Below are 20,735 nucleotides of genomic sequence, written 5' to 3'. Positions count from 1 at the left end.
TTGCGATATGGCCAATACCATTCTCGAAATGCGGAACATCACCAAGACGTTTCCGGGCGTGAAAGCGCTTGAGAACGTCAACCTCAAGGTTAAAGAGGGTGAGATCCACGCACTCGTCGGTGAGAACGGCGCGGGGAAGTCGACCTTGATGAAGGTCCTTTCCGGTGTTTACCCCGCCGGCACCTATGAGGGCGAAATCCACTATGAGGGCGCAGTGCGGAATTTTCGCGCCATCAACGACAGTGAAGATATTGGTATCATCATCATTCACCAGGAGCTGGCGCTCGTGCCGCTCCTGTCGATTGCGGAAAACATCTTCCTTGGCAACGAGGTCGCTTCGAGCGGCGTCATCAGCTGGCAGCAGACCTTCAACCGTACCCGCGAACTTTTAAAGAAGGTGGGCCTGAAGGAATCGCCGGAGACGCTTATCACCGATATCGGTGTGGGCAAGCAGCAGCTGGTCGAAATCGCCAAGGCGCTGTCGAAGAGCGTGAAGCTGCTCATCCTCGATGAGCCGACGGCTTCGCTCAACGAAAGCGATTCCGAGGCGCTCTTGAACCTGCTGATGGAATTCCGCAAGCAGGGCATGACCTCGATCATCATCACCCACAAGCTGAACGAAGTGCGCAAGGTGGCCGACCAGATCACCGTTTTGCGCGACGGCATGACGGTGAAGACGCTCGACTGTCATCAGGAAGAAATCAGCGAGGATGTCATCATCCGCAACATGGTGGGGCGCGATCTCGAGGATCGTTATCCGCCGCGCGACGTGCCGATCGGCGAGACCATTCTCGAAGTGAAGAACTGGAACGCCTATCACCAGCAGCACCGCGACCGCCAGGTTCTGCACGATATCAACGTTACCGTGCGCAAGGGCGAAGTCGTCGGCATTGCCGGTCTGATGGGTGCCGGGCGCACCGAATTCGCCATGAGCGTGTTCGGCAAGTCCTATGGCCACAAGATCAGCGGCGAAGTGCTGATCGACGGCAAGCCGGTCGATGTCAGCACCGTGCGCAAGGCCATCGATGCGGGTCTCGCCTATGTCACGGAAGACCGCAAGCATCTCGGTCTCGTGCTCAACGACAACATTCTGCACAATACCACGCTTGCCAATCTGGCCGGCGTGTCGAGTGCCAGCATCATCGACGACATCAAGGAAATGAAGGTGGCGAGCGATTTTCGCACGCGCCTGCGCATCCGCTCGTCGGGGATTTTTCAGGAAACGGTCAATCTTTCGGGCGGCAACCAGCAGAAGGTCGTGCTCTCCAAGTGGCTGTTCTCCAATCCTGACGTGCTGATCCTCGATGAACCGACCCGCGGTATCGATGTCGGCGCGAAATACGAAATCTACACCATCATCAACCAGCTCGCTGCCGACGGCAAAGGCGTTCTGATGATCTCATCGGAAATGCCCGAACTGCTCGGCAATTGCGACCGCATCTACGTCATGAACGAAGGCCGCATCGTCGCTGAATTGCCGAAGGGAGAGGCGAGCCAGGAAAGCATCATGCGCGCTATCATGCGCTCAGGGGAGAAGAACTCATGAGTTCGGCAAACACCACAAACGAAGAAAGTAACGTCGTCTCGGTCGGGTCGTATATTCGCGCCAATATCCGCGAATACGGCATGCTGATCGCGCTCGTCGCCATCATGGTTTTCTTCCAGTTCTACACCGGCGGCATCCTGTTCCGTCCTGTGAACCTGACCAACCTCATCCTGCAGAACTCGTTCATCGTCATCATGGCGCTGGGCATGCTGCTCGTCATCGTGGCCGGGCACATCGACCTGTCGGTCGGCTCCATCGTCGCCTTTGTCGGCGCGATAGCGGCGATATTGACCGTGCAATGGGGCATGAACCCGTTCCTTGCGGCGCTGATTTGTCTCGTCATCGGCGGCATCATCGGTGCTGCACAGGGTTACTGGATCGCTTACCACCGCATTCCGTCGTTCATCGTGACGCTGGCGGGCATGCTGGTGTTCCGCGGCCTGACGCTGTTCGTGCTCGGCGGCAAGAACATCGGTCCGTTCCCGACCGATTTCCAGATCATCAGCACCGGCTTCCTGCCCGATATCGGCGGCATTGAAGGTCTCAACACCACGTCCATGATCCTGACGGTACTGATTACGGTCGTGCTGTTCTATCTCGCATGGCGCCGTCGCGTCGTGAACGTGAAGCACGGTATCGATGTCGAGCCTTTCGGTTTCTTCATCGCCCAGAACCTGCTGATCTCGGCCGCGATCCTGTTCCTCGGCTACCAGCTTTCCACCTATCGCGGCCTGCCCAACGTGCTGATCGTGATGCTTGTTCTCGTTGCGCTCTACAGCTTCGTGACGCGTCGCACGACCATCGGCCGTCGCATCTACGCGATGGGCGGCAATGAAAAGGCGACCAAGCTTTCCGGTATCAACACCGAGCGCCTGAGCTTCCTCACCTTCGTCAACATGGGTGTGCTGGCCGGCCTTGCCGGCATGATCATCGCGACACGCCTCAACTCGGCGACGCCGAAGGCGGGCGTGGGCTTCGAGCTTGACGTCATCGCGGCCTGCTTCATCGGCGGCGCTTCGGCATCCGGCGGCGTTGGCAAGATCACCGGTGCGGTCATCGGCGCCTTCATCATGGGCGTCATGAACAACGGCATGTCGATCGTCGGCCTCGGCATCGACTTCCAGCAGATGGTCAAGGGCCTCGTGCTGCTCGCCGCCGTGTTCTTCGACGTCTACAACAAGAACAAGGGCTGATTGCCCAACCAAATCGCAAGTCAAAAAAGTGGCCGGTTTCCGGCCACTTTCATAAGATGCAGGCGTTATGCGCCGCTTGGAAGAGACAAGGCGCGTTGCGCCGGAGGAAGGAAATCCCGTGCTTATTTCACAGATCAAGGATGCCAGTGGCAAGATCACCGTAGCGGTTCGCGAAGAGGGCGGGCAGGCGCACGCCGTCAAGGGTGCGGCGTCGGTTTATGCGCTCGCCATGGAAGCCGCCAATGGCGGCAAGAGCCTTGCCGATGTCATTTCCGCCCATGGTCTCGGCGATGCCATCGATCTCGAAAAGGCCTATGCCGAAGGCCGTTTCCTGCCGCCGATCACCCATCCCGATCCGGCGCATCTGCATCTGACCGGCACGGGCCTTACCCATCTGGGTTCCGCCGCAACCCGCGACAGCATGCACAAGAAGACCACGGAAGCCGCCGAAGAAAGCCTGACGGACTCCATGAAGATGTTCCGCATGGGTCTCGAAAACGGCAAGCCCAAGGCTGGCGAAAAGGGCGTTCAGCCCGAATGGTTCTACAAGGGCAACGGCCATGTGGCGGCAGCACCGGGCGCGGCTCTCACCTCTCCGTCCTTCGCGCTCGATGGCGGCGAAGAGCCGGAAATGGCCGGCATCTACGTGATCTCCGACAAGGGTGAGGCGGTGCGTATCGGCTTTGCCGTCTCGAACGAGTTTTCCGATCACGTCACCGAGCGGATCAACTATCTCTATCTCGCCCATTCCAAGCTGCGCCCGGCAAGCTTCGGTCCGGAAATCCGCGTCGGCGCCCCGCCGTCCGATATTCGCGGCACCTCGCGCATCCGTCGTGGCGACAAGGTCATCTTCGAAAAGCCGTTCGTTTCGGGTGAGGACAACATGTCCCACACCTTTGCGAACCTCGAATATCACCACTTCAAATACGGCCTGTTCCGCGCGCCCGGCGACGTGCATGTGCACATGTTCGGCACCGCGACGCTCTCCTTCGCCGAAGGCATCAAGCCCGAAGCGGGCGACGTTTTCGAGATCGAAGCCGCCGGTTTTGGCCTGCCGCTGAAGAACGCGCTGGCCGTTGATGCGGAAGAAGAGATCACCGTTCGGCAGATCTGATCTGCGTACTGCGCGTAAAAAATGGTCGGGGGTGGGGCATCCCTCCCTCGACGTCATCCTCGGGCTTTTCCCGAGGATCTGCGACCGATTGATTTTACGCGACGTGGATAGATCCTTGGGACAAGCCAGAGGACGACGCCAGATGATAGCTCTTTCATCCCATTGCCCCTCTGTGCGTCAGGCAATTTTCAGGCGCTCGCCTTACTCAATCCCCCACAGTTTGCCTTCCCCAACCTCCACCGAATTACCCGCCGGATCGCGGATATAGACGGAATAGCTGTCATTCGGCCAGCGGTGATAGTGCTCGACGGGAATTCCGAGCGCTTCGAAGCGCGCCTTCCAGCCGTCCACCTCCGACTTGTCCTTGGCGTAAAAGCAGAAATGACCTTGCCCCACCGCGCCGTGGCGGGGGATCGGGTTGTCGGGGTCGGCCCGGCGGGATTGCTCGGGGTCGAAAATCAGCAGCATCTGCTGCCCGCATCGGAAGAAGATGAATTGCCCCGGCAGCCTGCGCACCACTTCCAGCCCGAAGACATCCCGGTAAAAGGCTTCGGCGGCGTCGAGATCGTCGGCGTAGAGCGCGGTTTCCATAATGGCGGCTGGCGGTCGCATGGTTCCTCCCGGCGGTTCAGGGGTTTCCGGCGGCGGATCGCGGAAACCTATTTGCCTGTTGTGTAGGTCAGCACCGTCAGGTCGTATTTGCCGACGCCACGTTCCAGAACGGTCCAGCCGCAGTTGACATAATAGGCTTCGAGACCCCGCTGGCAGCAGAGATAGCTGGTCTCGTGGCCAAGTTCGGCCGCCCTTTGCGTCGCGGCCTGCATCAAGGCTCGCGACACGCCCGAGCGCCGGCGGTCTTCTTCCACCCACAGGGCTGCGACCCAGGGCAGATATTGCGGACGCTCTTCCAGATCGCAATGGATGAGGAATGCGGAGCCGACATAATCGTCGCCGTCATGGGCGACGAAGCCGGTGGGCAGCGCATGGGGGTTGGTCATGTCCTTCAGGTGCTCGGCGACGTCACCCACCTGAAGGCCGCTATCCTGCCACCATGCCGTCCAGACCCGTTCGGCGATGACGGGGCCATGCGACTGGCAGTCGCGATAGTCGGAAATGCTGTACAAGGCCGTCTCCCGGCCGGCTTTCGTCCCGCAGGCTGAAGCCGGATCATGCTTTCAAATCGATGCGGGGATTAAACCGGGTGGGACGGGGTTTCGCAACCGTCAAGTTGGCGCGCCGGTTCAGGGTTTCGTTGCCGTCACATGCAGCCATGCGGTCGGGAGCTGGTCGTAACCGCTGCCCTGCCTTGCCTCGATCTCCACCGCCGCCCAGTCAAACCGTCCGTAAACGTCTTCCAGCCAAGGCTTCGAAGGGTAATTGTAATAACGGCCGAACATGTCCCGGCCTTCCGCTTCTCCCGCCTTGAAGCTGGCATAAAAAACGCCGCCCTTCCTCAGCGCCGTGTGGATGCGGCCGATAATGCCCGGCAGGGCAGGGCGAGGCACATGCAGCAGGCAGGCATTGGCCCAGACGCCGTCATATCGCGCACTCTCATCGATATCCTCGAACAGCAATGCCCGGACGCGAATGCCGAGCCGGGCTTGCGCCGCTTTGGCGATTTCAGGCGTTCCGTCGGTGGGTTGGACATCGTAACCGGCGGCCAGCATGAATTCGCTGTCCTGCCCGCCGCCGCATCCCAGTTCGAGAATGCTTGCACCCTTTTGCAGCCGCGCCAGGAATGTTTCCAGATGGGGGCGATCCGCCGCCTGCCCGCGCGAGGTATAGGCCGCGGCGTTACCCGTATAAAAGCCGATTGTGTCGTCGTCCCTGCCGGCCATCGTCTCAGCTTTGCGACTGGCTCTGGCCCTGCGATTGCTGCACGGTGACCGACACATTCAGGGTCTCACCGGCGGGGCCGATACGCATGCCCGATATCGGCGCGCAATCGCGGTAGCAGAGGCCCGATGCGATGCGCACATAGCGGTCGTCGGGGCAGATATTGTTGGCGGCGTCGAAACCCACCCAGCCAAGTCCCTGAAGATGCACTTCGGCCCAGGCATGGGTGGCCGTCTGTTCCTCCACCTCTTCCATCATCAGATAACCGGAAACGTAACGGGCCGGCAGGCCCATCAGCCGGGCAGCGGAAATCAGGATATGGGCGTGGTCCTGGCAGACGCCCTTGCCCGCTTCCAGCGCCGTTTCCGCCGTGGTTTCGATATCGGTCGCGCCGGGCACATACTCCACCTTGCGGTGAATATTTTCCATGAGGTCGTGCAGGCGGGCCAGCTCGCTGTCGCCGGCGCTCACCTTCACCAGTTCGCGCACGAGCTTTCCCGGTTTGGTGCGCGGCGTCTCGCGCAGGAAAAGCCACAGCGGCGCATTGCCGATGTGGTAACCGAACACGCCGGCCTTGTCCTCGGTGTTCACGGTGCCGCTCGCCACCACCTTCACCCGCTGCTGCGGGCCTTCCGTTTCCACCAGCGCAACGCGGTTGCCGAAATGGTCGTCATAGGTCACTTCGACGGTGGCGCCATCGACCGAGACATCCCAGTTCTCCACCGTCTGGCCCGGGCCGGTCTGTGGCGTCAGGCGCAGCCGCTGCAACGCATAGGGCATCGGCTCGTCATAGACATATTCCGTCGTATGGGTGATTTTCAGACGCATAAGCTGTCCCCGTCCACGCGCTTATTGATAGAAGCGGTAGCCTTCCGTGATTTCCTGTCCCAACTGTCCGTTGCGGTTGACAAATCTCTCCAGAAATTCGTGCAAGCCTTCATCCATCACCCGGCTGATGGTGGTCGCGCGCAGGCTGTCGCGAATGCTCTCGGCCGTGTCGTGCGCCTTGTGCCTCTCGCCGTAATCCTCGGCGATGTAATTGAGGTTGCTGGCGATCTTTTCGTAGCAATAGGCGAGCGAGCGCGGCATGCGGCCATTGAGAATGAGAAAGTCGGCAATGTTGGAGGGCTTGTATTCCGCATCGTAGACCCAGCCATAGGAGCGGTGCGCCGAGACCGAACGCAGGATGGATTCCCACTGCGCATTGTCGAGCGAGGAGCCGACATGGGCCACCGCCGGCAGCAGCACGTAATATTTCACGTCCAGAATGCGGGCGGTGTTATCGGCGCGCTCGATGAAGGTGCCGATGCGGGAGAAATTATAGAGATCGTTGCGCAGCATCGAACCGTGGAAGGCGCCGCGCACCAGACCGGCGCGATGCTTGATGACATCGATGGTCTGCGGCAGTTCGGCATGATTGAGCTTGCGGCCGAGGATGTTTTTCAGCTCGATCCAGAATTCGTTGGTGGCTTCCCATGTCTCGCGCGTCAGCGCCGTGCGGACCATGCGGGCATTGTTGCGGCCTGCCTCGATGCACGACATGACGCTGGACGGGTTTGCCTTGTCCCGCAGGAGGTAATCGATCGCATTGGCTGCCGTTACCTTCTCGCGCGTTTCGAGAAAGGCTTCATGAACGCCCGCACTTTGCAACACGCCGTCCCAGTCCTCATCGCCGCTGCCGCTGCGCGTCAATGAAACGCGCAGGCCCGCATCGATCAGCCGGGCGATGTTTTCAGCGCGCTCGATGTACCGGAACATCCAGTAGAGCCCGTTTGCCGTTCTGCCCAGCATGGCTTAATCCTCCAGTACCCAGGTATCCTTGGTGCCGCCGCCCTGGCTGGAATTGACCACCAGCGAGCCCTTTTTCAGCGCCACGCGGGTCAGGCCGCCGGGAATGATCTGCACCTTGTCCGAGACGAGCACATAGGGGCGCAGATCGACATGGCGCGGCGCGATGCCGTTCTTCACCATGATCGGCACGGTGGACAGCGACAGCGTCGGCTGCGCGATGTAATTGGCGGGACGGGCTTTGAGCTTTTCCGCAAACAGCGCCCGTTCGCGTTTCGTCGCCGTGGGGCCGACCAGCATGCCGTAACCGCCCGAACCGTGAACTTCCTTGACGACGAGGTCGGCGAGGTTGTCCAGCACGTATTTCAGGCTGTCCGGCTCCGAACAGCGCCAGGTCGGCACGTTTTCCAGAAGCGGCTTGCGGCCGGTATAGAACTCGACGATTTCGGGCATGTAGGAATAGATCGCCTTGTCGTCGGAAATGCCGGTGCCCGGGGCATTGGCGATGGTGATGTTGCCGGCGCGGTAGACATCCATGATGCCGGGAACGCCAAGCGCCGAATCCGGCCGGAAGGTCAGCGGGTCGAGGAAGTCGTCATCGACGCGACGGTAAAGCACGTCGATCGCTTCATAACCGCGGGTGGTGCGCATCTTGACCTTGCCGTCCATGACGCGCAGGTCGGAGCCTTCCACCAGCTCCACGCCCATCATGTCGGCGAGGAAGGAATGTTCGTAATAGGCGGAATTGTAGATGCCGGGCGTCAGCACCGCGACGCGCGGCTTGCCGGAACAGCCGGGCGGTGCGAGCGAAGCGAGCGACTGGCGCAGCAGATAGGGGTAGTCCTCCACCCGCCGCACCCGGTTCTCATGGAAGAGTTCCGGGAACATCTGCATCATCGTCTCGCGGTTTTCCAGCATGTAGCTGACACCGGAAGGCGTGCGGGCATTGTCTTCCAGAACGTAGAACTGGTCTTCGCCAGTGCGGACGATATCCGTGCCGACAATATGGGTGTAGACGCCGCCGGGCGGAGTGAAGCCGATCATTTCCGGCAGGAAGGCTTCGTTTTTCTCGATGATTTCGCGGGGAATGCGGCCGGCGCGGATGATTTCCTGCTTATGGTAGATATCGTCGAGGAAAGCATTGAGGGCGAGGACGCGCTGTTCGATGCCCTGGGCTAGTTTGCGCCACTCCCGTCCGGAGATGATGCGCGGGATGATATCGAAGGGGATCAGTTTTTCTGAACTGTCGGCGTGGCCGTAGACTGCGAAAGTAATACCGGTTTTTCGAAAGATGTTTTCCGCGTCTTTTGATTTCTGGATCAGGTGCGCCCTGTCCTGTCGGCTGTACCACTCGTTATAGTTTTCATATGGGCTTCGCGGCGTGTCGTCCGCATTTATCATTTCGTCAAATGCCAACTTCGATGTCCCCTTTTTTGCCATATGAATACAACGCCAAATGCAATGCAAGAACTATGCGGAGCTCCTTGCGAAGATTTTTCACCACTCTAGAGTTTTAAAAAAGAAGCGTTTTTTCGGTTTCAGCCTATAAATGCGGCATTGGCAAATTGGTTGCGCGCGGATGAGGCGCGTATTGGGGTGACGGTGCTGTGTGCGCCGTGGGCGAATGCATAAATTTTAGTCGGTCGCTTTCGGTTGATGAATATCGGGCGTCGCATCAGAAAATCTGAAAGATGCGATCACGAAAACGCCTTTGACCTTTCGTCGGGATGCGGATACCGCCTTGCTGAATGCCCGGTTCGATCTTTCGCCGGTTTGCGTGAAGCCGCAGAAATATCAATTCGCCGCCTTTCCCGCACCGTGTCCGGTTACGGGCATCGTGCGGCACAGGGGATGTTCCCATGTCGCTCGACCGTCTGGCTCCGGCCATCTTCGTCTTTCTCTGGTCGACCGGCTGGGTCACCGCCAAATATGCGGTCTATTATACCGGACCGCTGACCTTTCTCTGTCTGCGCTATCTGTTGGCGGGGGCGCTGCTGTGGGCGATCTGCCGCTTTTCCTCCATCCAGTGGCCTGAGCGGCGTGCCGATCTCTTCCGGGCGATCCTGTCCGGCGTTTTCCTGCACGGCCTTTATCTCGGCATGATCTGGTGGGCGATAGGGCAGGGCGTGCCGGCAGCGATCGGCGGCATCATCGCCGGTCTGCAGCCGCTGATGACGGCGGTGGCCGCCCGTTACATGATCGGCGAAAGGATCTCGCCCTTGCAGCGCGCCGGCCTGCTCATCGGCTTTGCCGGCATCGCCATTGCCGTGCTGCCGAAGGTCATGGCCACCGGTGCTGTCGGCCTGTCGGTGCCGCTTTACGCCGTGGCGGTGAATGTGCTGGGCATGACTTCGGTTACCTATGGCACGCTCTACCAGAAGAAATACGTCCATGGCGGAAACATCATGGCGGTGGCCACGCTGCAATATGTCGGTGCGCTGCTGGTCACCGTGCCCTTCGCGCTTCTGCTGGAGGATGGGCATGTGGACTGGAGCCTCGGCCTTGCCGCCACGCTCGCCTGGTCGGTGGGTGCGATCTCCATCGGCGCCGTGGCGTTGCTTCTTTATTTGATCCGGCGCGGGCAGGTCTCGCGGGCCGCCTCGCTGATCTATCTCGTGCCGCCGCTTGCGGCGGTGGAAGCAGCACTGCTTTTCGGCGAAACGCTGACACCCGCCATGATTGCCGGCACCGTTCTGGCGGTGACGGGGGTTTATCTCGCCAATCGCAGACCTGCCGCAGCGGTTGTCGCACGTTAGAGCGTTTTCGTTTTTCTTCGAGTAGCGAAAGCGCTTTAACTCTTTATTTTACCGCATTTTCGGACGAAAAACCGGGCTCCACTTTTCCTGGAAATGCTCTAATTACTACAACCTCATATTAGGGGTTTGTTAACCATAAAATTATACCTCTCGTTAATCCAAAGATTTGGCGGGGGTTACATGTCTATTTCACGTCGTGGTGTTCTGTTCGGATTGCCGCTGTTTCTGGCCGGCTGCGCGAATACCGGCATCGGCCAGCAGAGGCTGAATTATGCGGCAAAGCCGGAGGAGAAATTCCCGCTTCCCGCCATGCATCTCGACAAGGTCAAGCCGGAACTGCGCCGGCAGGAAGTCACCTACGATACCAGGCACCCGGTCGGAACGGTTGTGGTGGATACGCCGGCGCGGCGGCTTTATTACGTTATGGGCGATGGTCGCGCCATGCGTTACGGCGTCGGTGTCGGCCGGCAGGGTCTTGCGCTGAAGGGCGATGCCTATATCGGCCGCAAGGCGGAATGGCCGTCCTGGACGCCGACCGCGAACATGATGCGCCGCGATCCGCGCAATCTGAAATTCGCCGGCGGTATGGCGGGCGGCCCGAACAATCCGCTCGGCGCGCGTGCCCTTTATCTTTATCGCGGCGGTAACGACACCATGTTCCGTCTGCACGGCACCAACCAGCCGCAATCCATCGGCCACGCCATGTCGAGCGGCTGCATCCGCATGCTGAACCACGACATCATCGATCTTTACAGCCGCGTGCCGGTCGGTTCGAAGGTCGTCGTCTTGCAGGCGTGAGGAAGAGGCGGATTTTTCCGCCTTTGCCACGCCAGAAAATGCCTGTATCCTTGAGTTGATTTTTTCGGCAGACGGTCAATTTTATGCTTGAAAATCAACCATGTGTAGAATGCCTCCCTTTCTGTATTTAAGGGAGTTCTGCTATATCGGAAACGTGATTTCCGGTGTTCGAGACGTGTATCCATAAAGGGTTAAATGCACTGTATCGAGCGCGGCACCACTTCAACGGGGACACATGAACATGGCAACTTTCGACTCTCTCTCCCGCTATCGCCCGCAGGCACTCGGGGCGCTGCGCATCATGACGGCGCTGCTTTTCATGGCGCATGGAACGCAGAAGCTGTTCGGCTTTCCGGCATCGCAGATGGAAGGCTCGCTGCCGACCCTGATGCTTGTAGCCGCACTGCTGGAATTCGTCGGCGGCATTCTCGTGCTGATCGGCCTGTTCACGCGACCCGTCGCTTTCATCCTGTCCGGCCAGATGGCGGTCGCCTATTTCATGGCGCATGCGCCGAGCAATTTCTTCCCGGCCCTGAACGGTGGCGACGCCGCCATCCTGTTCTGCTTCATCTTCCTCTATCTGTTCGTTGCCGGTCCGGGCGCCTTCTCGGTGGATGAACGCCGGGCCTGATTGCCGACCCGTCATCGATCTCTTTTGCAGAAGCTCCGCATGGTCATGCCGTGCGGAGCTTTTTTTAGAGAATGATTGAAACTTCGGCCGTGGCCGAAGCATAGATGCTTGTTTTCGGGTTAAGAACGGGTCATCCTGAACGCAGTTGGAAAATCGATCCGTGACCTCCCAGAACCCCATCGCCCGCGAATTGCTGTTTCTCGCCCTGTTGTCCACGCTGTGGGCCGCATCCTATACTTTCATCAAGATCGGGGTGGAGACGATACCGCCGATCACCTTCATCGCATCGAGAACCCTGATTGCCGGTCTGCTGCTCTACGCAGTTATCCGCCTACGCGGGCTGCGCCTGCCCACGGATTTGGCGACGTGGCGGCTGTTCTTCATTCAGGCCTGCATCAACAGCGTTCTGCCCTTCACGCTGATCGCCTGGGCAGAACAAAGCATCGATGCCGGTCTTGCCGTCATTCTCAATGCAACGACGCCGATCTTCACCTTTCTTCTCACCGCGCTTGTGATCCGGCATGAGCCGGTCAGCGGGCGCAAGCTGTTCGGCACCATTGCCGGCATGACGGGCGTGTGCCTCATCATCGGCGTCGAAGCGCTGAGCGGCGCGGGCGAGGCGATATGGAGCCAGCTGGCCGTGCTGACGGCGGCTTTCTCCTATGCCTGCGCGGCCATTTTCAGTAAAAATTTCAAAGGGCTCGATCCGATCATGCCGGCCGCCGGCTCGCTTATCTGCGGCGCTGTTTTCCTGTTGCCCGTCAGCCTGATCGTCGACCGGCCCTGGACATTGTCGCCTTCGGCGGCCTCACTGACGGCGCTCCTGTGCCTCAGCGTCTTTTCGACCGCGCTCGCCTTCATGATCTATTTCCGGCTGATGCAGACGCTGGGCTCCGTCGGCACCACCTCGCAGGCCTATCTCAGGGTGCCGGTCGGCGTCGCCATCGGCATGGCGTTTCTGGGGGAAATGCCGACACCCGCCATGTGGGTGGGGCTCGTCTGCGTTATTGCCGGCGTTCTGGCCATGACCCTGCCGTCACGGCGTCGTCCGGTCGCACAGGGTAGCTGAAGGCAAAGAAAAGCCCGCTACCGGGCGGCCTCTGCATGCACTCCCTCATTCCTGTGCTTGTCACAGGAATCCAGTCGACGCGCGTCTGCGCGACGGGAAGAGTCCTTTCAGCCCAAGGACTTGGGCTGGCTGGATCCCTGTGACAAGCACAGGGATGAGGAGGAAGCGTAGTGGCAATCTCCTATAGACACCAGGTCGAGACCGGACTTCTCCGCCTTACAAACGAAAAAGCCGGGCGAAAGCCCGGCTTAACGATTAACGTCTCTTAGCGGTTACGGCCGCGATGGCCGTTGCCGGAAGCGCGCTTTTCCTGGCCGTTGCCGCCGGCAGGGGCGTGGCGGTTGGCGCCGCTGCCGCCGGGCTTGCGGGCCGGGCGACGGTGCTTGCGCGGGCCGGCCGGGCGGCCTGCGTCGCCTTCAGCCTGCTTGACGCGCTTGAAGTCGGAGGTGACTTCCAGATCGTTGTCCGCGTCGCGCGGAGCATGGTGGCGCGACGGGCGGGATTCGCCGTTGTGACGGCCGCCTTCGCGGGGACCACGCTGATGGCCGCCATTGTTGTTGCGGCCGCCGCGGTTGTTGTTGGGGCGCGTCGGGCTGGCAAGACCGGCCGGACGTTCGCCGGAGGCGACCGGAATATCGATCTTCATCAGCTTTTCGATGTCGTGCAGCAGGCGGGTTTCGTCCGGGGCGCAAAACGCAATGGCGATGCCGTCGCGACCGGCACGGGCGGTACGGCCGATGCGGTGAACATAGGCGTCGGGCACTTCCGGCAGGTCATAGTTGAAGACATGCGTTACGGCCGGAATGTCGATGCCGCGAGCAGCGACGTCGGTTGCCACCAGCACCTTGATCTCGCCATCCTTGAAACCCTTGAGAGCGCGCTCGCGCTGGCCCTGGCTCTTGTTGCCGTGGATGGAGGCGACCTTGAAGCCGATATGTTCGAGATGCTTGTAAAGCTTCTCGGCGCCGTGCTTGGTGCGCAGGAACACGATGGCGCGGCCATCCGGGTTTTCGTTGAGCGACTTCTTCAGAAGCTCGGTCTTGTCGTTCTTGCCGGCGACGAAGTGAACATATTGCTCCACCTTGTCGGCTGCCTTGCCGGGCGGGGTCACTTCCACCTTGAGCGGATCGGTCAGGTAGCTGTGGGCCAGATCGGCGATCGCCTTCGGCATGGTGGCCGAGAAGAGCAGCGTCTGGCGCTTGGCCGGCACCATCTTCGAAATCTTGCGCAGATCGTGGATGAAGCCGAGGTCGAGCATCTGGTCCGCTTCATCGAGCACCAGATAGGTGACCTTGGAGAGCGAGATGGCGTTGCGGGCGATGAGGTCCAGCAGGCGGCCGGGGGTCGCCACCAGAATGTCCGTGCCCTTTTCGAGCTGGAGCTGCTGCTTGTTGATCGACGCGCCGCCAACCACCTGGTTGATGCGCAGCGGCGTCTTCTTCACGAAAGAGCGCAGGTTCTCGCCGATCTGGTTCACCAGCTCGCGGGTGGGGGCGAGGATGAGGGTGCGGCAGGTGCGGTTTGCCGGGCGGTCCGCCTGCTTCATCAGCATTTCGATGATGGGCAGGCCGAAAGCGGCGGTCTTGCCGGTGCCGGTCTGTGCGAGGCCGATCAGGTCACGGCCTTCGAGCAGCAGCGGAATGGCCTTTGCTTGAATGGGAGTAGGGGTCGTATAGCCAAGCTGGGTAACGCTGGCCACGATCTTTTCGGAGAGGCCGAGTTCGCTAAAACTGGTCAATATAATGCCTTTCGGGGCGCCAAAAACCAGTCGTCCGGAACAGGGCTGCTGTCCGGCGGTTTCGGCGTCAAGAACCCCGCGTGAATTGGGAACTTGTGGGTTGGAATAACTTTCTGCGCATCAGTGCGGCACATGCCGTCTTCTGTATTCTCTGCGCTTTTCCTTCATGCGGGCCAGATTCCTTTTTAAGGACGTCTTCCGGTCATACGCTGCAGCTCACGCGGCTGCCGAAGGTGAAAGCTTGAGGGCCATGTGGGCGTTTTGTGCGTCAAAGTCAAGCGATAGTTTTGTAGCGCCGCCGCCGGAGGGTGCATGGCAGCCATGCGTACCGGTAGCCGGCGATTGCCGGGACGGCGCGGGTGCCAGCGAAGAATTATGGTTAAAAAAGGGTAACGGCACCCTCGGATACATAGCAAAGATCGATTTTCTCACATAACGTTTTTTATGATGGCGTCCGGAAATATTTGATTCGACAGGAATGGACTGCAAGGTGTGGAGTATCGATTGACCGAAGGCTGCGGGTTGCTGGAAAAGGCTTGCAGGGCCGTGGCCGCCCTGGACCTGCCCGCGTGCATCAAGGACAGCGAACTTCGCTATATCGCGGTCAATTCCGCCTATGCCCGGATCATGGGGCGTCCGTCCGGGGCATTCAAAGGACACACCAGCCTTTCCCTTTCCGCCGATATTCGCGATGCCGAGCGTGAGGACAGGGAGCGCCGTTCGCTGGTTTTCGCCACGGATGAGATGATTGCCTGCCATGGTGGGGGCGCGTCCGGGCCATACACGCTTCGCTGCGAACGTTTCACCGGTGACGACGGCAATCTGTTCCTGTTCGAAGCGTTCGAGGACATGCCGTCCGCCACCGTGGAGGTTTTTCCGCAAGCCGACAGCGCTTCGGAGCTGCTGTTCGGCAGCGGCGTGATCGATCTCGTCGATGCGGGTATCGTGATTTATGACCGCGAAAACCGGCTGGTCTACTGCAATACCCGCTTCAGGGAATTCTACAGCGCGCTCGGTGTCGACCTGAAGGCCGGCGTCCCGCTCGAGACGCTGATGAGGGCGATTTATTTTTCGAGCGGCTACCGCGATGCGAAGGACGGCGATCCGGCGTTCGAAGGGTGGATGCAGGAGCAGCTACGGGATTTTTCCCTGCCCTATCTCGAAAGGGTGGAGCAGTTTGCCGATGGCCGCTGGGTGCGCATGGTCAACAAGCGGCTGGAAAACGGCATGCTGGTGGGGCTGCGGGTGGATGTCACCGAGTTCAAGGCGCATGAGACGCTTCTGAGCACGCAGATCCGCGAGACCTGGCTTCTGCGCGCCGCGCTTGAGCAATTGCCGGTCGGTGTCTTCCTCAGGGATCAGGACAGGCGGCTGACCTTTGCCAATGCGGCCTATGAGAAATTTCTGGGCGGCAGCCTTGCCGACCATATCGGCAAGACCGAATGCGAGATGTTTCCGGAGGAAGGCCCGCAGTTCCAGCGGGAAAACGAGCATATTCTGCGAACCGGGGAAGCCATTGAAAAGACCGGAAGCGTTCCGCTTTCGGATGGCGGCGCCATTCCCGTCATCACAAGGCTCGGCCGGGTCGCGACGCCGGACGACGACTATTATCTGGTGGGCTCGGTCACCGATGCCAGCCTGCTGCAGGACCGGGAAAAGGCGCTGATCGCCGCGCAGGCCGAGGCTGAGGCGCTGCACCGCCAGCTCGAAGCGGTTCTCCATGCCCTGCCGGTGGGCGTGCTGCTGCTCAGCGCCGATCTCGTCATCGAATATGTCAATCCGTTCTTTTATGAGGTCTGGGGCGAGATCGGCGGCGAGAAGTCGCTTGTCGGCAAAAGTTATCGCGAATTCATGGAGATGAATTTCGACAGCGGCCTTTATGACTATGGCGACAGGCCTTTCGATGAGGTCTATGGCGAGCGGGTGCAGCGGCTTCTGAAGGAGGAGGTCTTTGCGCCCCGCGAGGTGCGCAGCAAAAGCGGCAAGGTCACGGTCATTTCGAAAACCCGGCTCGAAGGCGGGAAAATCCTCAGCACCTATGCCGACGTCACCGATGTGCGCATGCGCGATGTTGAGATCAGCAAGGCGAAGGCCGAACTGGAGCGGGTCGGCGAATATATGCAGGGCGCCACGCGCGCCATGGCGCAGGGGCTGGTGCTGGTCGAGCAGGGCACGATCATCATGTCCAACGAGGCGATGGCGCGCATGTTCGACGTGCCGCCGCATCTTCTGGAAAAGGGCTGCAACTGGTCGGGTTTCTTCGCCCATTGCGCCGGGCGCGGCGATTTCGGCACGGCCGGGGAGGCTGCGGAGACGCTGCGCGCCTGGAGGGAGAACATCGCCGCCAACCGGCCGTTTTCCTGGCTCATCCATGTCGCCGGCAAAAGCTGGCTCAATCTGGAGGCTACCAACAGTTCCGGCAATTACTGGCTCATCATCGTCACCGATGTGACCGAGATGAAGCTGCGTGAAGAGGAATTGCAGCGACTTTTGTCACGCGCGGAAGCGGCGGATCGGGCTAAATCGGAATTCCTCGCCAATATGAGCCATGAAATCCGCACGCCGATGAACGGCGTTCTCGGCATGGCGGAGCTTCTGGCCAAGTCCAATCTCGATACGCGCCAGAAGACCTTCACCGATATCATCGTCAAATCCGGCAATGCGCTTCTGACGATCATCAACGACATTCTCGATTTCTCGAAGATCGAGGCCGGGCAGATGAGGCTGCGCAGCGTGCCCTTCGATCCGGCGGAGGCGGTCGAGGATGTGGTGTCGCTGCTGTCCTCGGCGGCGCTTGAAAAGGACATAGAGCTGATCGTCCGGATCGATGCTTCTGTCTTCGGCAAGGTCATCGGCGATGCCGGCCGCTTTCGGCAGATCGTCACCAATATCGTTGGAAACGCCGTCAAGTTCACCGAAATGGGGCATGTGCTGGTCGAGCTTTCGGCACGTTCGGCGGAAGCCTCTGAGGCCATCCTGTCGCTGCGCGTCGAAGACAGCGGCATCGGCATTCCGGCCGACAAGCTTGAAACCATCTTCGACAAGTTCAGCCAGGTCGACGGCTCCGCCACGCGCCGGCACGAGGGTACGGGGCTGGGGCTGGCAATCACGTCGGTCTCGTCGGCCTGTTCGACGGCGCGATCAAGGTCGTCAGCGATGTCGGCAGGGGATCGACCTTCGAGGTCAATATTCCGTTTCAGGTGACCGAGAGACAGCGCGACCTCCCGCTTCTTTCCGTGGCGATCGACGATATTCGCGTGCTCGTCATCGACGATAACGACGTCAATCGCCGCATCCTGACGGAGCAGTTGCGCAGTTGGGGCATAGACGGCCACGCGGTGGAAGACGGGCCTTCCGGCATCGCCGTGCTTGAGGAGGCGGCGTCGCTCGGTTTTTCCATCGACGCCATCGTTCTCGATTATCATATGCCTGTCATGAACGGGCTGGATGTGGTGGAGCGGATCCGGGCGGATGCGCGCTTTGACGACATCGCCATTGTTTTCCTGACCTCCATGGATGTCGTCGGCGACGAGACGCTGTTCACCGATCTCAATGTGCAGGCGCATCTGATGAAGCCGGCGCGGGCGCGGCTCCTGCGCTCCACGCTGTTCGATGTGGTGCGGGATGTGCGGCTGAAACGCGCCCGGCAAGCGCTGGTCCCGCGTGAAACAGGTCGCGGTGATGGCGCCGTCCGGCCGGAAAAAGGCTCCGCCGAAAGAAAGCAGCGCGATGCCGCATCGACGGCGGTGCCGGCGCGGCATCGGCCGAGCCTTGTCGATGTGCTGGTGGCCGAGGACAATGATGTCAATCAGATTGTCTTCACCCAGATATTGCAGCAGGCGGGTCTGCGCTTTCTGATCGTCGGCAATGGCAAGAAAGCCGTGCAGGCATGGCAGGAGAACAATCCCGCCATCATCCTGATGGATGTCTCGATGCCGGTCATGAACGGACATCAGGCGACGCAGGCCATCCGCGCCGCGGAACAGACCGCCGCCGACGGCCGGCATGTGCCGATCATCGGCGTAACCGCCCATACGCAGGAGGCGGATCGGGAACTATGCCTGGAGGCGGGCATGGATGATTATCTGTCGAAGCCCATCAGCCCGGAAACGCTCGAAGACAAGATCGCGCAATGGCTGGGCGAAAACATGCCGCGCCGCGACGTGCCGGGCGTGTGAATATCCGCCGCGACTGCGGGTTTCCGAATTGCTTCAGCCGGAGCGCTATCTTCCATGACGCATTTTCAGACGCAAAAACGCTTCACGCTTTTGCTGAAAATGCTTTGGCCCCGCAGAGCATTTCCCGCTTTCCGGCAAAACCTTTCCGGCGCTCCAGCTCAAAACCGGCGGCGATGAGGTTGCGGCGAACGAAGCCGGCGGCGGCATAGGTGGCGAATGTGCCGCCCGGCGCCGTCTTTGCGAAAAGCGCCTGCATGATTTCCAGCGACCACATGTCCGGATTGCGCGCGGGTGCGAAGCCATCGAGAAACCAGGCGTCGAAACTTTCCTCGCTTGCGGAAATGCCGGCGAGCGCCTCGCCGCAAACCACTGTCAGCTGCGTTTCGTCATCGAGCTGGATTTCGACCCGTCCTTTCGGCTCGGCGGGCCAGAGGGCGGTGAGCGCCTTGCGTTCGGCATCCACTTCCGGCCAGCGGGAAAGCGCCCGGTCGATTTCCTCCGCCTTCATCGGGTAGAGTTCGAAGGAGATGAAGTGCAGCCTGGAGCGGCCGTTGCGCATCTCTTTCCACTGACGCCATGTCTCGCAGAGGTTAAGTCCGGTGCCGAAGCCCAGTTCGCCGATGCGGAAGGCGCCCTCCCGTTCGAGCCAACGTTCTGGCAGGCCGTTTCCGGAGAGGAAGACATGGCCGCATTCCAGCCGGCCGTCCGTCTGGCAATAAAAATGGTCGTCAAAGGCCAGTGAATAGGGCATATCCCCGTCACGCCAGTCGAGCGCGGCGGGGACTTCCCCGGCCGGTGAACCGGCCGCTGCGCCGGTCTCTGTGATATTTTCGTTGGAATGTTTCATGGCTAAAGCCGATAATCCCGCTTTCGAACAGGGTCAATCTCCAAGATTGCCGGCCTCCGTGCCGCTTCTCATCGTCGGCGGCGGTATCATGGGGCTATGGGCCGCTGTCAAGGCGGAACGGCTCGGCATCGATACGTTGCTGGTGGAGGCGGATCGCCCCGGCGGCGGCGCCAGCGGCGGGCTGCTGGGCGCGTTGATGCCGCATATGCCGGACCGCTGGTCGGACAAGAAGCAGTTCCAGTTCGATGCCCTCGTTGCGCTGGAAAAAGAGATTGCCGGGCTGGAGGCGGAAACCGGGCTTTCCGCCGGCTACCGTCGCTCAGGCCGTATCATTCCGCTGCCGAAGCCGCATCTGCGCGCCATTGCCGAACGGCACGAACGGGATGCGCTGGAGAACTGGGTGTCGGGCGAGCGCCGGTTCCATTGGCATGTCGGCGACAGGCCTTCGGTCGCTGGCTGGGTGGATGATGCGGCGGGTGAGGCGGGTTTCGTGTTCGATACGCTGGCGGCGCGGGTCTCGCCACGCGCGATGATCGCCCTTCTTTCGGCTTTTCTCGGCAAGGCGCGGCATGTGCGGCTGGCGGAAGGTTGCCGCGTCATTTCGCTCGACGCGGTTGCCGGGCGGGCGGTGCTGTCGTCGGGCGATGAGGTTTCTTTTGGCCATGTCATCGTCGCCAACGGCCATAGTTCCTTCCCCCTGATCCGCGATGCCCTCGGCCTGGAGGCCGGTGTGACGCTGGGGCAGGCGGTGAAGGGGCAGGCAGCACTTCTCAATGCGGCAGCCGATCCGGCGATGCCGGTCGTGTTCCTGAATGGTCTTTATATCGTGCCGCATGAGGATGGCACAGTCGCGATCGGCAGTACCAGCGAAGATTGTTTTTCCGATCCCTTCAGTACCGATGAAAAGCTTGAAAAACTGCTTGCCGATGCGTCTGCCGTTGTTCCCTCGCTTGCCGGCGCGCCGGTGCTGGAACGCTGGGCCGGGCTGCGCCCGAAGGCGGTGGGGAGGGACCCGATGGTGGGCAGGATCCCCGGCCATCCGAAGCTCGTTGCGCTGACCGGCGGCTTCAAGGTCAGCTTCGGGCTTGCGCATTTTCTTGCCGATGCGGCGCTGCAGACCGTGTGCGGTCACACGCCTGTCATCCCCTCGGGCTTTCACCTTCAACAACACGTGAGTATTGCCGTCGCGGACTTTAGAAAGTTCTGATCAGGTCGTCCACGTCGTTAATCTGTCACGCAAA

General features: G+C 60.6%; 16 protein-coding genes and 1 pseudogene. 9 read left to right on the top strand and 8 right to left on the bottom strand.

Going from position 1 to position 20,735, the window contains the following annotated elements; all coding sequences use genetic code 11:
* Positions 1 to 7 precede the first annotated feature (7 nt).
* The 3 genes from gguA to araD1 all read left to right on the top strand — a co-directional run bounded on the left by gguA (position 8) and on the right by araD1 (position 3,853).
* Complete coding sequence (gguA, locus tag L904_RS19465; protein ID WP_003520541.1) at positions 8 to 1,546, top strand: sugar ABC transporter ATP-binding protein GguA; 1,539 nt, start codon at positions 8 to 10, stop codon at positions 1,544 to 1,546.
* A complete protein-coding gene (gene gguB, locus L904_RS19460) occupies positions 1,543 to 2,739 on the top strand; it encodes a sugar ABC transporter permease GguB (RefSeq protein WP_020810904.1) in 1,197 nt (398 codons plus the stop codon). Before gguA ends, gguB begins: the two co-directional genes overlap by 4 nt.
* Before the next feature lie 118 nt (positions 2,740 to 2,857).
* Positions 2,858 to 3,853, top strand: a complete 996-nt coding sequence (gene araD1, locus L904_RS19455) for a 2-keto-3-deoxy-L-arabinonate dehydratase AraD1 (protein WP_031234013.1) — start codon at positions 2,858 to 2,860, stop codon at positions 3,851 to 3,853.
* A gap of 201 nt (positions 3,854 to 4,054) precedes the next feature.
* On the opposite strand, the gene L904_RS19450 is transcribed toward araD1, so the two are convergent.
* The 6 genes from L904_RS19450 to L904_RS19425 form a co-directional block, all read right to left on the bottom strand.
* Complete coding sequence (locus L904_RS19450) at positions 4,055 to 4,465, bottom strand: VOC family protein (protein WP_020810906.1); 411 nt, start codon at positions 4,463 to 4,465, stop codon at positions 4,055 to 4,057.
* A gap of 47 nt (positions 4,466 to 4,512) precedes the next feature.
* Positions 4,513 to 4,977, bottom strand: a complete 465-nt coding sequence (locus L904_RS19445) for a GNAT family N-acetyltransferase (RefSeq protein ID WP_020810907.1) — start codon at positions 4,975 to 4,977, stop codon at positions 4,513 to 4,515.
* Between the two features lie 117 nt (positions 4,978 to 5,094).
* Positions 5,095 to 5,691: a bifunctional 2-polyprenyl-6-hydroxyphenol methylase/3-demethylubiquinol 3-O-methyltransferase UbiG gene (locus L904_RS19440; RefSeq protein ID WP_020810908.1), complete on the bottom strand. Its 597-nt coding sequence runs from the start codon at positions 5,689 to 5,691 to the stop codon at positions 5,095 to 5,097.
* A 4-nt stretch (positions 5,692 to 5,695) separates the two neighbouring features.
* Entirely contained in the window at positions 5,696 to 6,517 is an 822-nt protein-coding gene (locus tag L904_RS19435) for a transglutaminase family protein (RefSeq protein ID WP_003520534.1), read from the bottom strand.
* Positions 6,518 to 6,538: 21 nt separating this feature from the next.
* On the bottom strand, positions 6,539 to 7,480 hold the full coding sequence (locus tag L904_RS19430) for an alpha-E domain-containing protein (protein ID WP_020810909.1): 942 nt from the start codon (positions 7,478 to 7,480) through the stop codon (positions 6,539 to 6,541).
* A gap of 3 nt (positions 7,481 to 7,483) precedes the next feature.
* Positions 7,484 to 8,893 carry a circularly permuted type 2 ATP-grasp protein gene (locus L904_RS19425; protein ID WP_174057193.1) on the bottom strand — a complete coding sequence of 470 codons (1,410 nt, stop codon included), beginning with the start codon at positions 8,891 to 8,893 and terminating at the stop codon, positions 7,484 to 7,486.
* 443 nt (positions 8,894 to 9,336) lie between these two features.
* Between L904_RS19425 and L904_RS19420 the strand changes: the two genes are divergently transcribed.
* The 4 genes from L904_RS19420 (at position 9,337) to L904_RS19405 (ending at position 12,731) form a co-directional block, all read left to right on the top strand.
* Positions 9,337 to 10,233, top strand: a complete 897-nt coding sequence (locus L904_RS19420) for a DMT family transporter (RefSeq protein WP_020811451.1) — start codon at positions 9,337 to 9,339, stop codon at positions 10,231 to 10,233.
* A 180-nt stretch (positions 10,234 to 10,413) separates the two neighbouring features.
* On the top strand, positions 10,414 to 11,031 hold the full coding sequence (locus L904_RS19415; RefSeq protein WP_020811452.1) for a L,D-transpeptidase: 618 nt from the start codon (positions 10,414 to 10,416) through the stop codon (positions 11,029 to 11,031).
* 241 nt (positions 11,032 to 11,272) lie between these two features.
* Positions 11,273 to 11,662 (top strand): DoxX family protein, encoded by a 390-nt coding sequence (locus L904_RS19410; RefSeq protein WP_031234117.1) that lies wholly within the window; start codon positions 11,273 to 11,275, stop codon positions 11,660 to 11,662.
* Positions 11,663 to 11,822: 160 nt separating this feature from the next.
* Positions 11,823 to 12,731 (top strand): DMT family transporter, encoded by a 909-nt coding sequence (locus L904_RS19405; protein WP_020811454.1) that lies wholly within the window; start codon positions 11,823 to 11,825, stop codon positions 12,729 to 12,731.
* Between the two features lie 265 nt (positions 12,732 to 12,996).
* On the opposite strand, the gene L904_RS19400 is transcribed toward L904_RS19405, so the two are convergent.
* The gene (locus L904_RS19400) at positions 12,997 to 14,469 is read right to left on the bottom strand and encodes a DEAD/DEAH box helicase (RefSeq protein ID WP_035261393.1); all 1,473 of its coding nucleotides are present in this window, start codon (positions 14,467 to 14,469) and stop codon (positions 12,997 to 12,999) included.
* A 504-nt stretch (positions 14,470 to 14,973) separates the two neighbouring features.
* On the opposite strand from L904_RS19400, the pseudogene L904_RS19395 reads away from it, so the two are divergent.
* Positions 14,974 to 18,647 (top strand): annotated as a pseudogene (locus L904_RS19395) (response regulator).
* Positions 18,648 to 18,729: 82 nt separating this feature from the next.
* On the opposite strand, the gene mnmD reads toward L904_RS19395, so the two are convergent.
* Entirely contained in the window at positions 18,730 to 19,494 is a 765-nt protein-coding gene (gene mnmD, locus L904_RS19390; RefSeq protein WP_035259721.1) for a tRNA (5-methylaminomethyl-2-thiouridine)(34)-methyltransferase MnmD, read from the bottom strand.
* Here mnmD and L904_RS19385 point away from each other — a divergent pair.
* A complete protein-coding gene (locus tag L904_RS19385) occupies positions 19,493 to 20,701 on the top strand; it encodes an FAD-binding oxidoreductase (RefSeq protein ID WP_059762624.1) in 1,209 nt (402 codons plus the stop codon). The genes mnmD and L904_RS19385 overlap by 2 nt on opposite strands.
* The last annotated feature ends 34 nt before the right edge of the window (positions 20,702 to 20,735 follow it).

The organism is Agrobacterium sp. LY4, from assembly GCF_001526585.1.
Lineage (GTDB): Bacteria > Pseudomonadota > Alphaproteobacteria > Rhizobiales > Rhizobiaceae > Agrobacterium > Agrobacterium leguminum.
The sequence above is the reverse complement of the archived record's forward strand: the minus strand, read 5'-3'. Positions and strand labels throughout refer to the sequence as shown.

What these genes read in the sequence shown, in the direction of transcription:
- gguB (WP_020810904.1), top strand. Translation starts at nt 1,543, where the DNA reads ATGAGTTCGGCAAACACCACAAACGAAGAAAGTAACGTCGTCTCGGTC.
- L904_RS19415 (WP_020811452.1), top strand. Translation starts at nt 10,414, where the DNA reads ATGTCTATTTCACGTCGTGGTGTTCTGTTCGGATTGCCGCTGTTTCTG.
- mnmD (WP_035259721.1), bottom strand. Translation starts at nt 19,494, where the DNA reads ATGAAACATTCCAACGAAAATATCACAGAGACCGGCGCAGCGGCCGGT.
- L904_RS19440 (WP_020810908.1), bottom strand. Translation starts at nt 5,691, where the DNA reads ATGGCCGGCAGGGACGACGACACAATCGGCTTTTATACGGGTAACGCC.
- L904_RS19420 (WP_020811451.1), top strand. Translation starts at nt 9,337, where the DNA reads ATGTCGCTCGACCGTCTGGCTCCGGCCATCTTCGTCTTTCTCTGGTCG.
- L904_RS19385 (WP_059762624.1), top strand. Translation starts at nt 19,493, where the DNA reads ATGGCTAAAGCCGATAATCCCGCTTTCGAACAGGGTCAATCTCCAAGA.
- L904_RS19410 (WP_031234117.1), top strand. Translation starts at nt 11,273, where the DNA reads ATGGCAACTTTCGACTCTCTCTCCCGCTATCGCCCGCAGGCACTCGGG.
- gguA (WP_003520541.1), top strand. Translation starts at nt 8, where the DNA reads ATGGCCAATACCATTCTCGAAATGCGGAACATCACCAAGACGTTTCCG.
- L904_RS19430 (WP_020810909.1), bottom strand. Translation starts at nt 7,480, where the DNA reads ATGCTGGGCAGAACGGCAAACGGGCTCTACTGGATGTTCCGGTACATC.
- L904_RS19450 (WP_020810906.1), bottom strand. Translation starts at nt 4,465, where the DNA reads ATGCGACCGCCAGCCGCCATTATGGAAACCGCGCTCTACGCCGACGAT.
- L904_RS19435 (WP_003520534.1), bottom strand. Translation starts at nt 6,517, where the DNA reads ATGCGTCTGAAAATCACCCATACGACGGAATATGTCTATGACGAGCCG.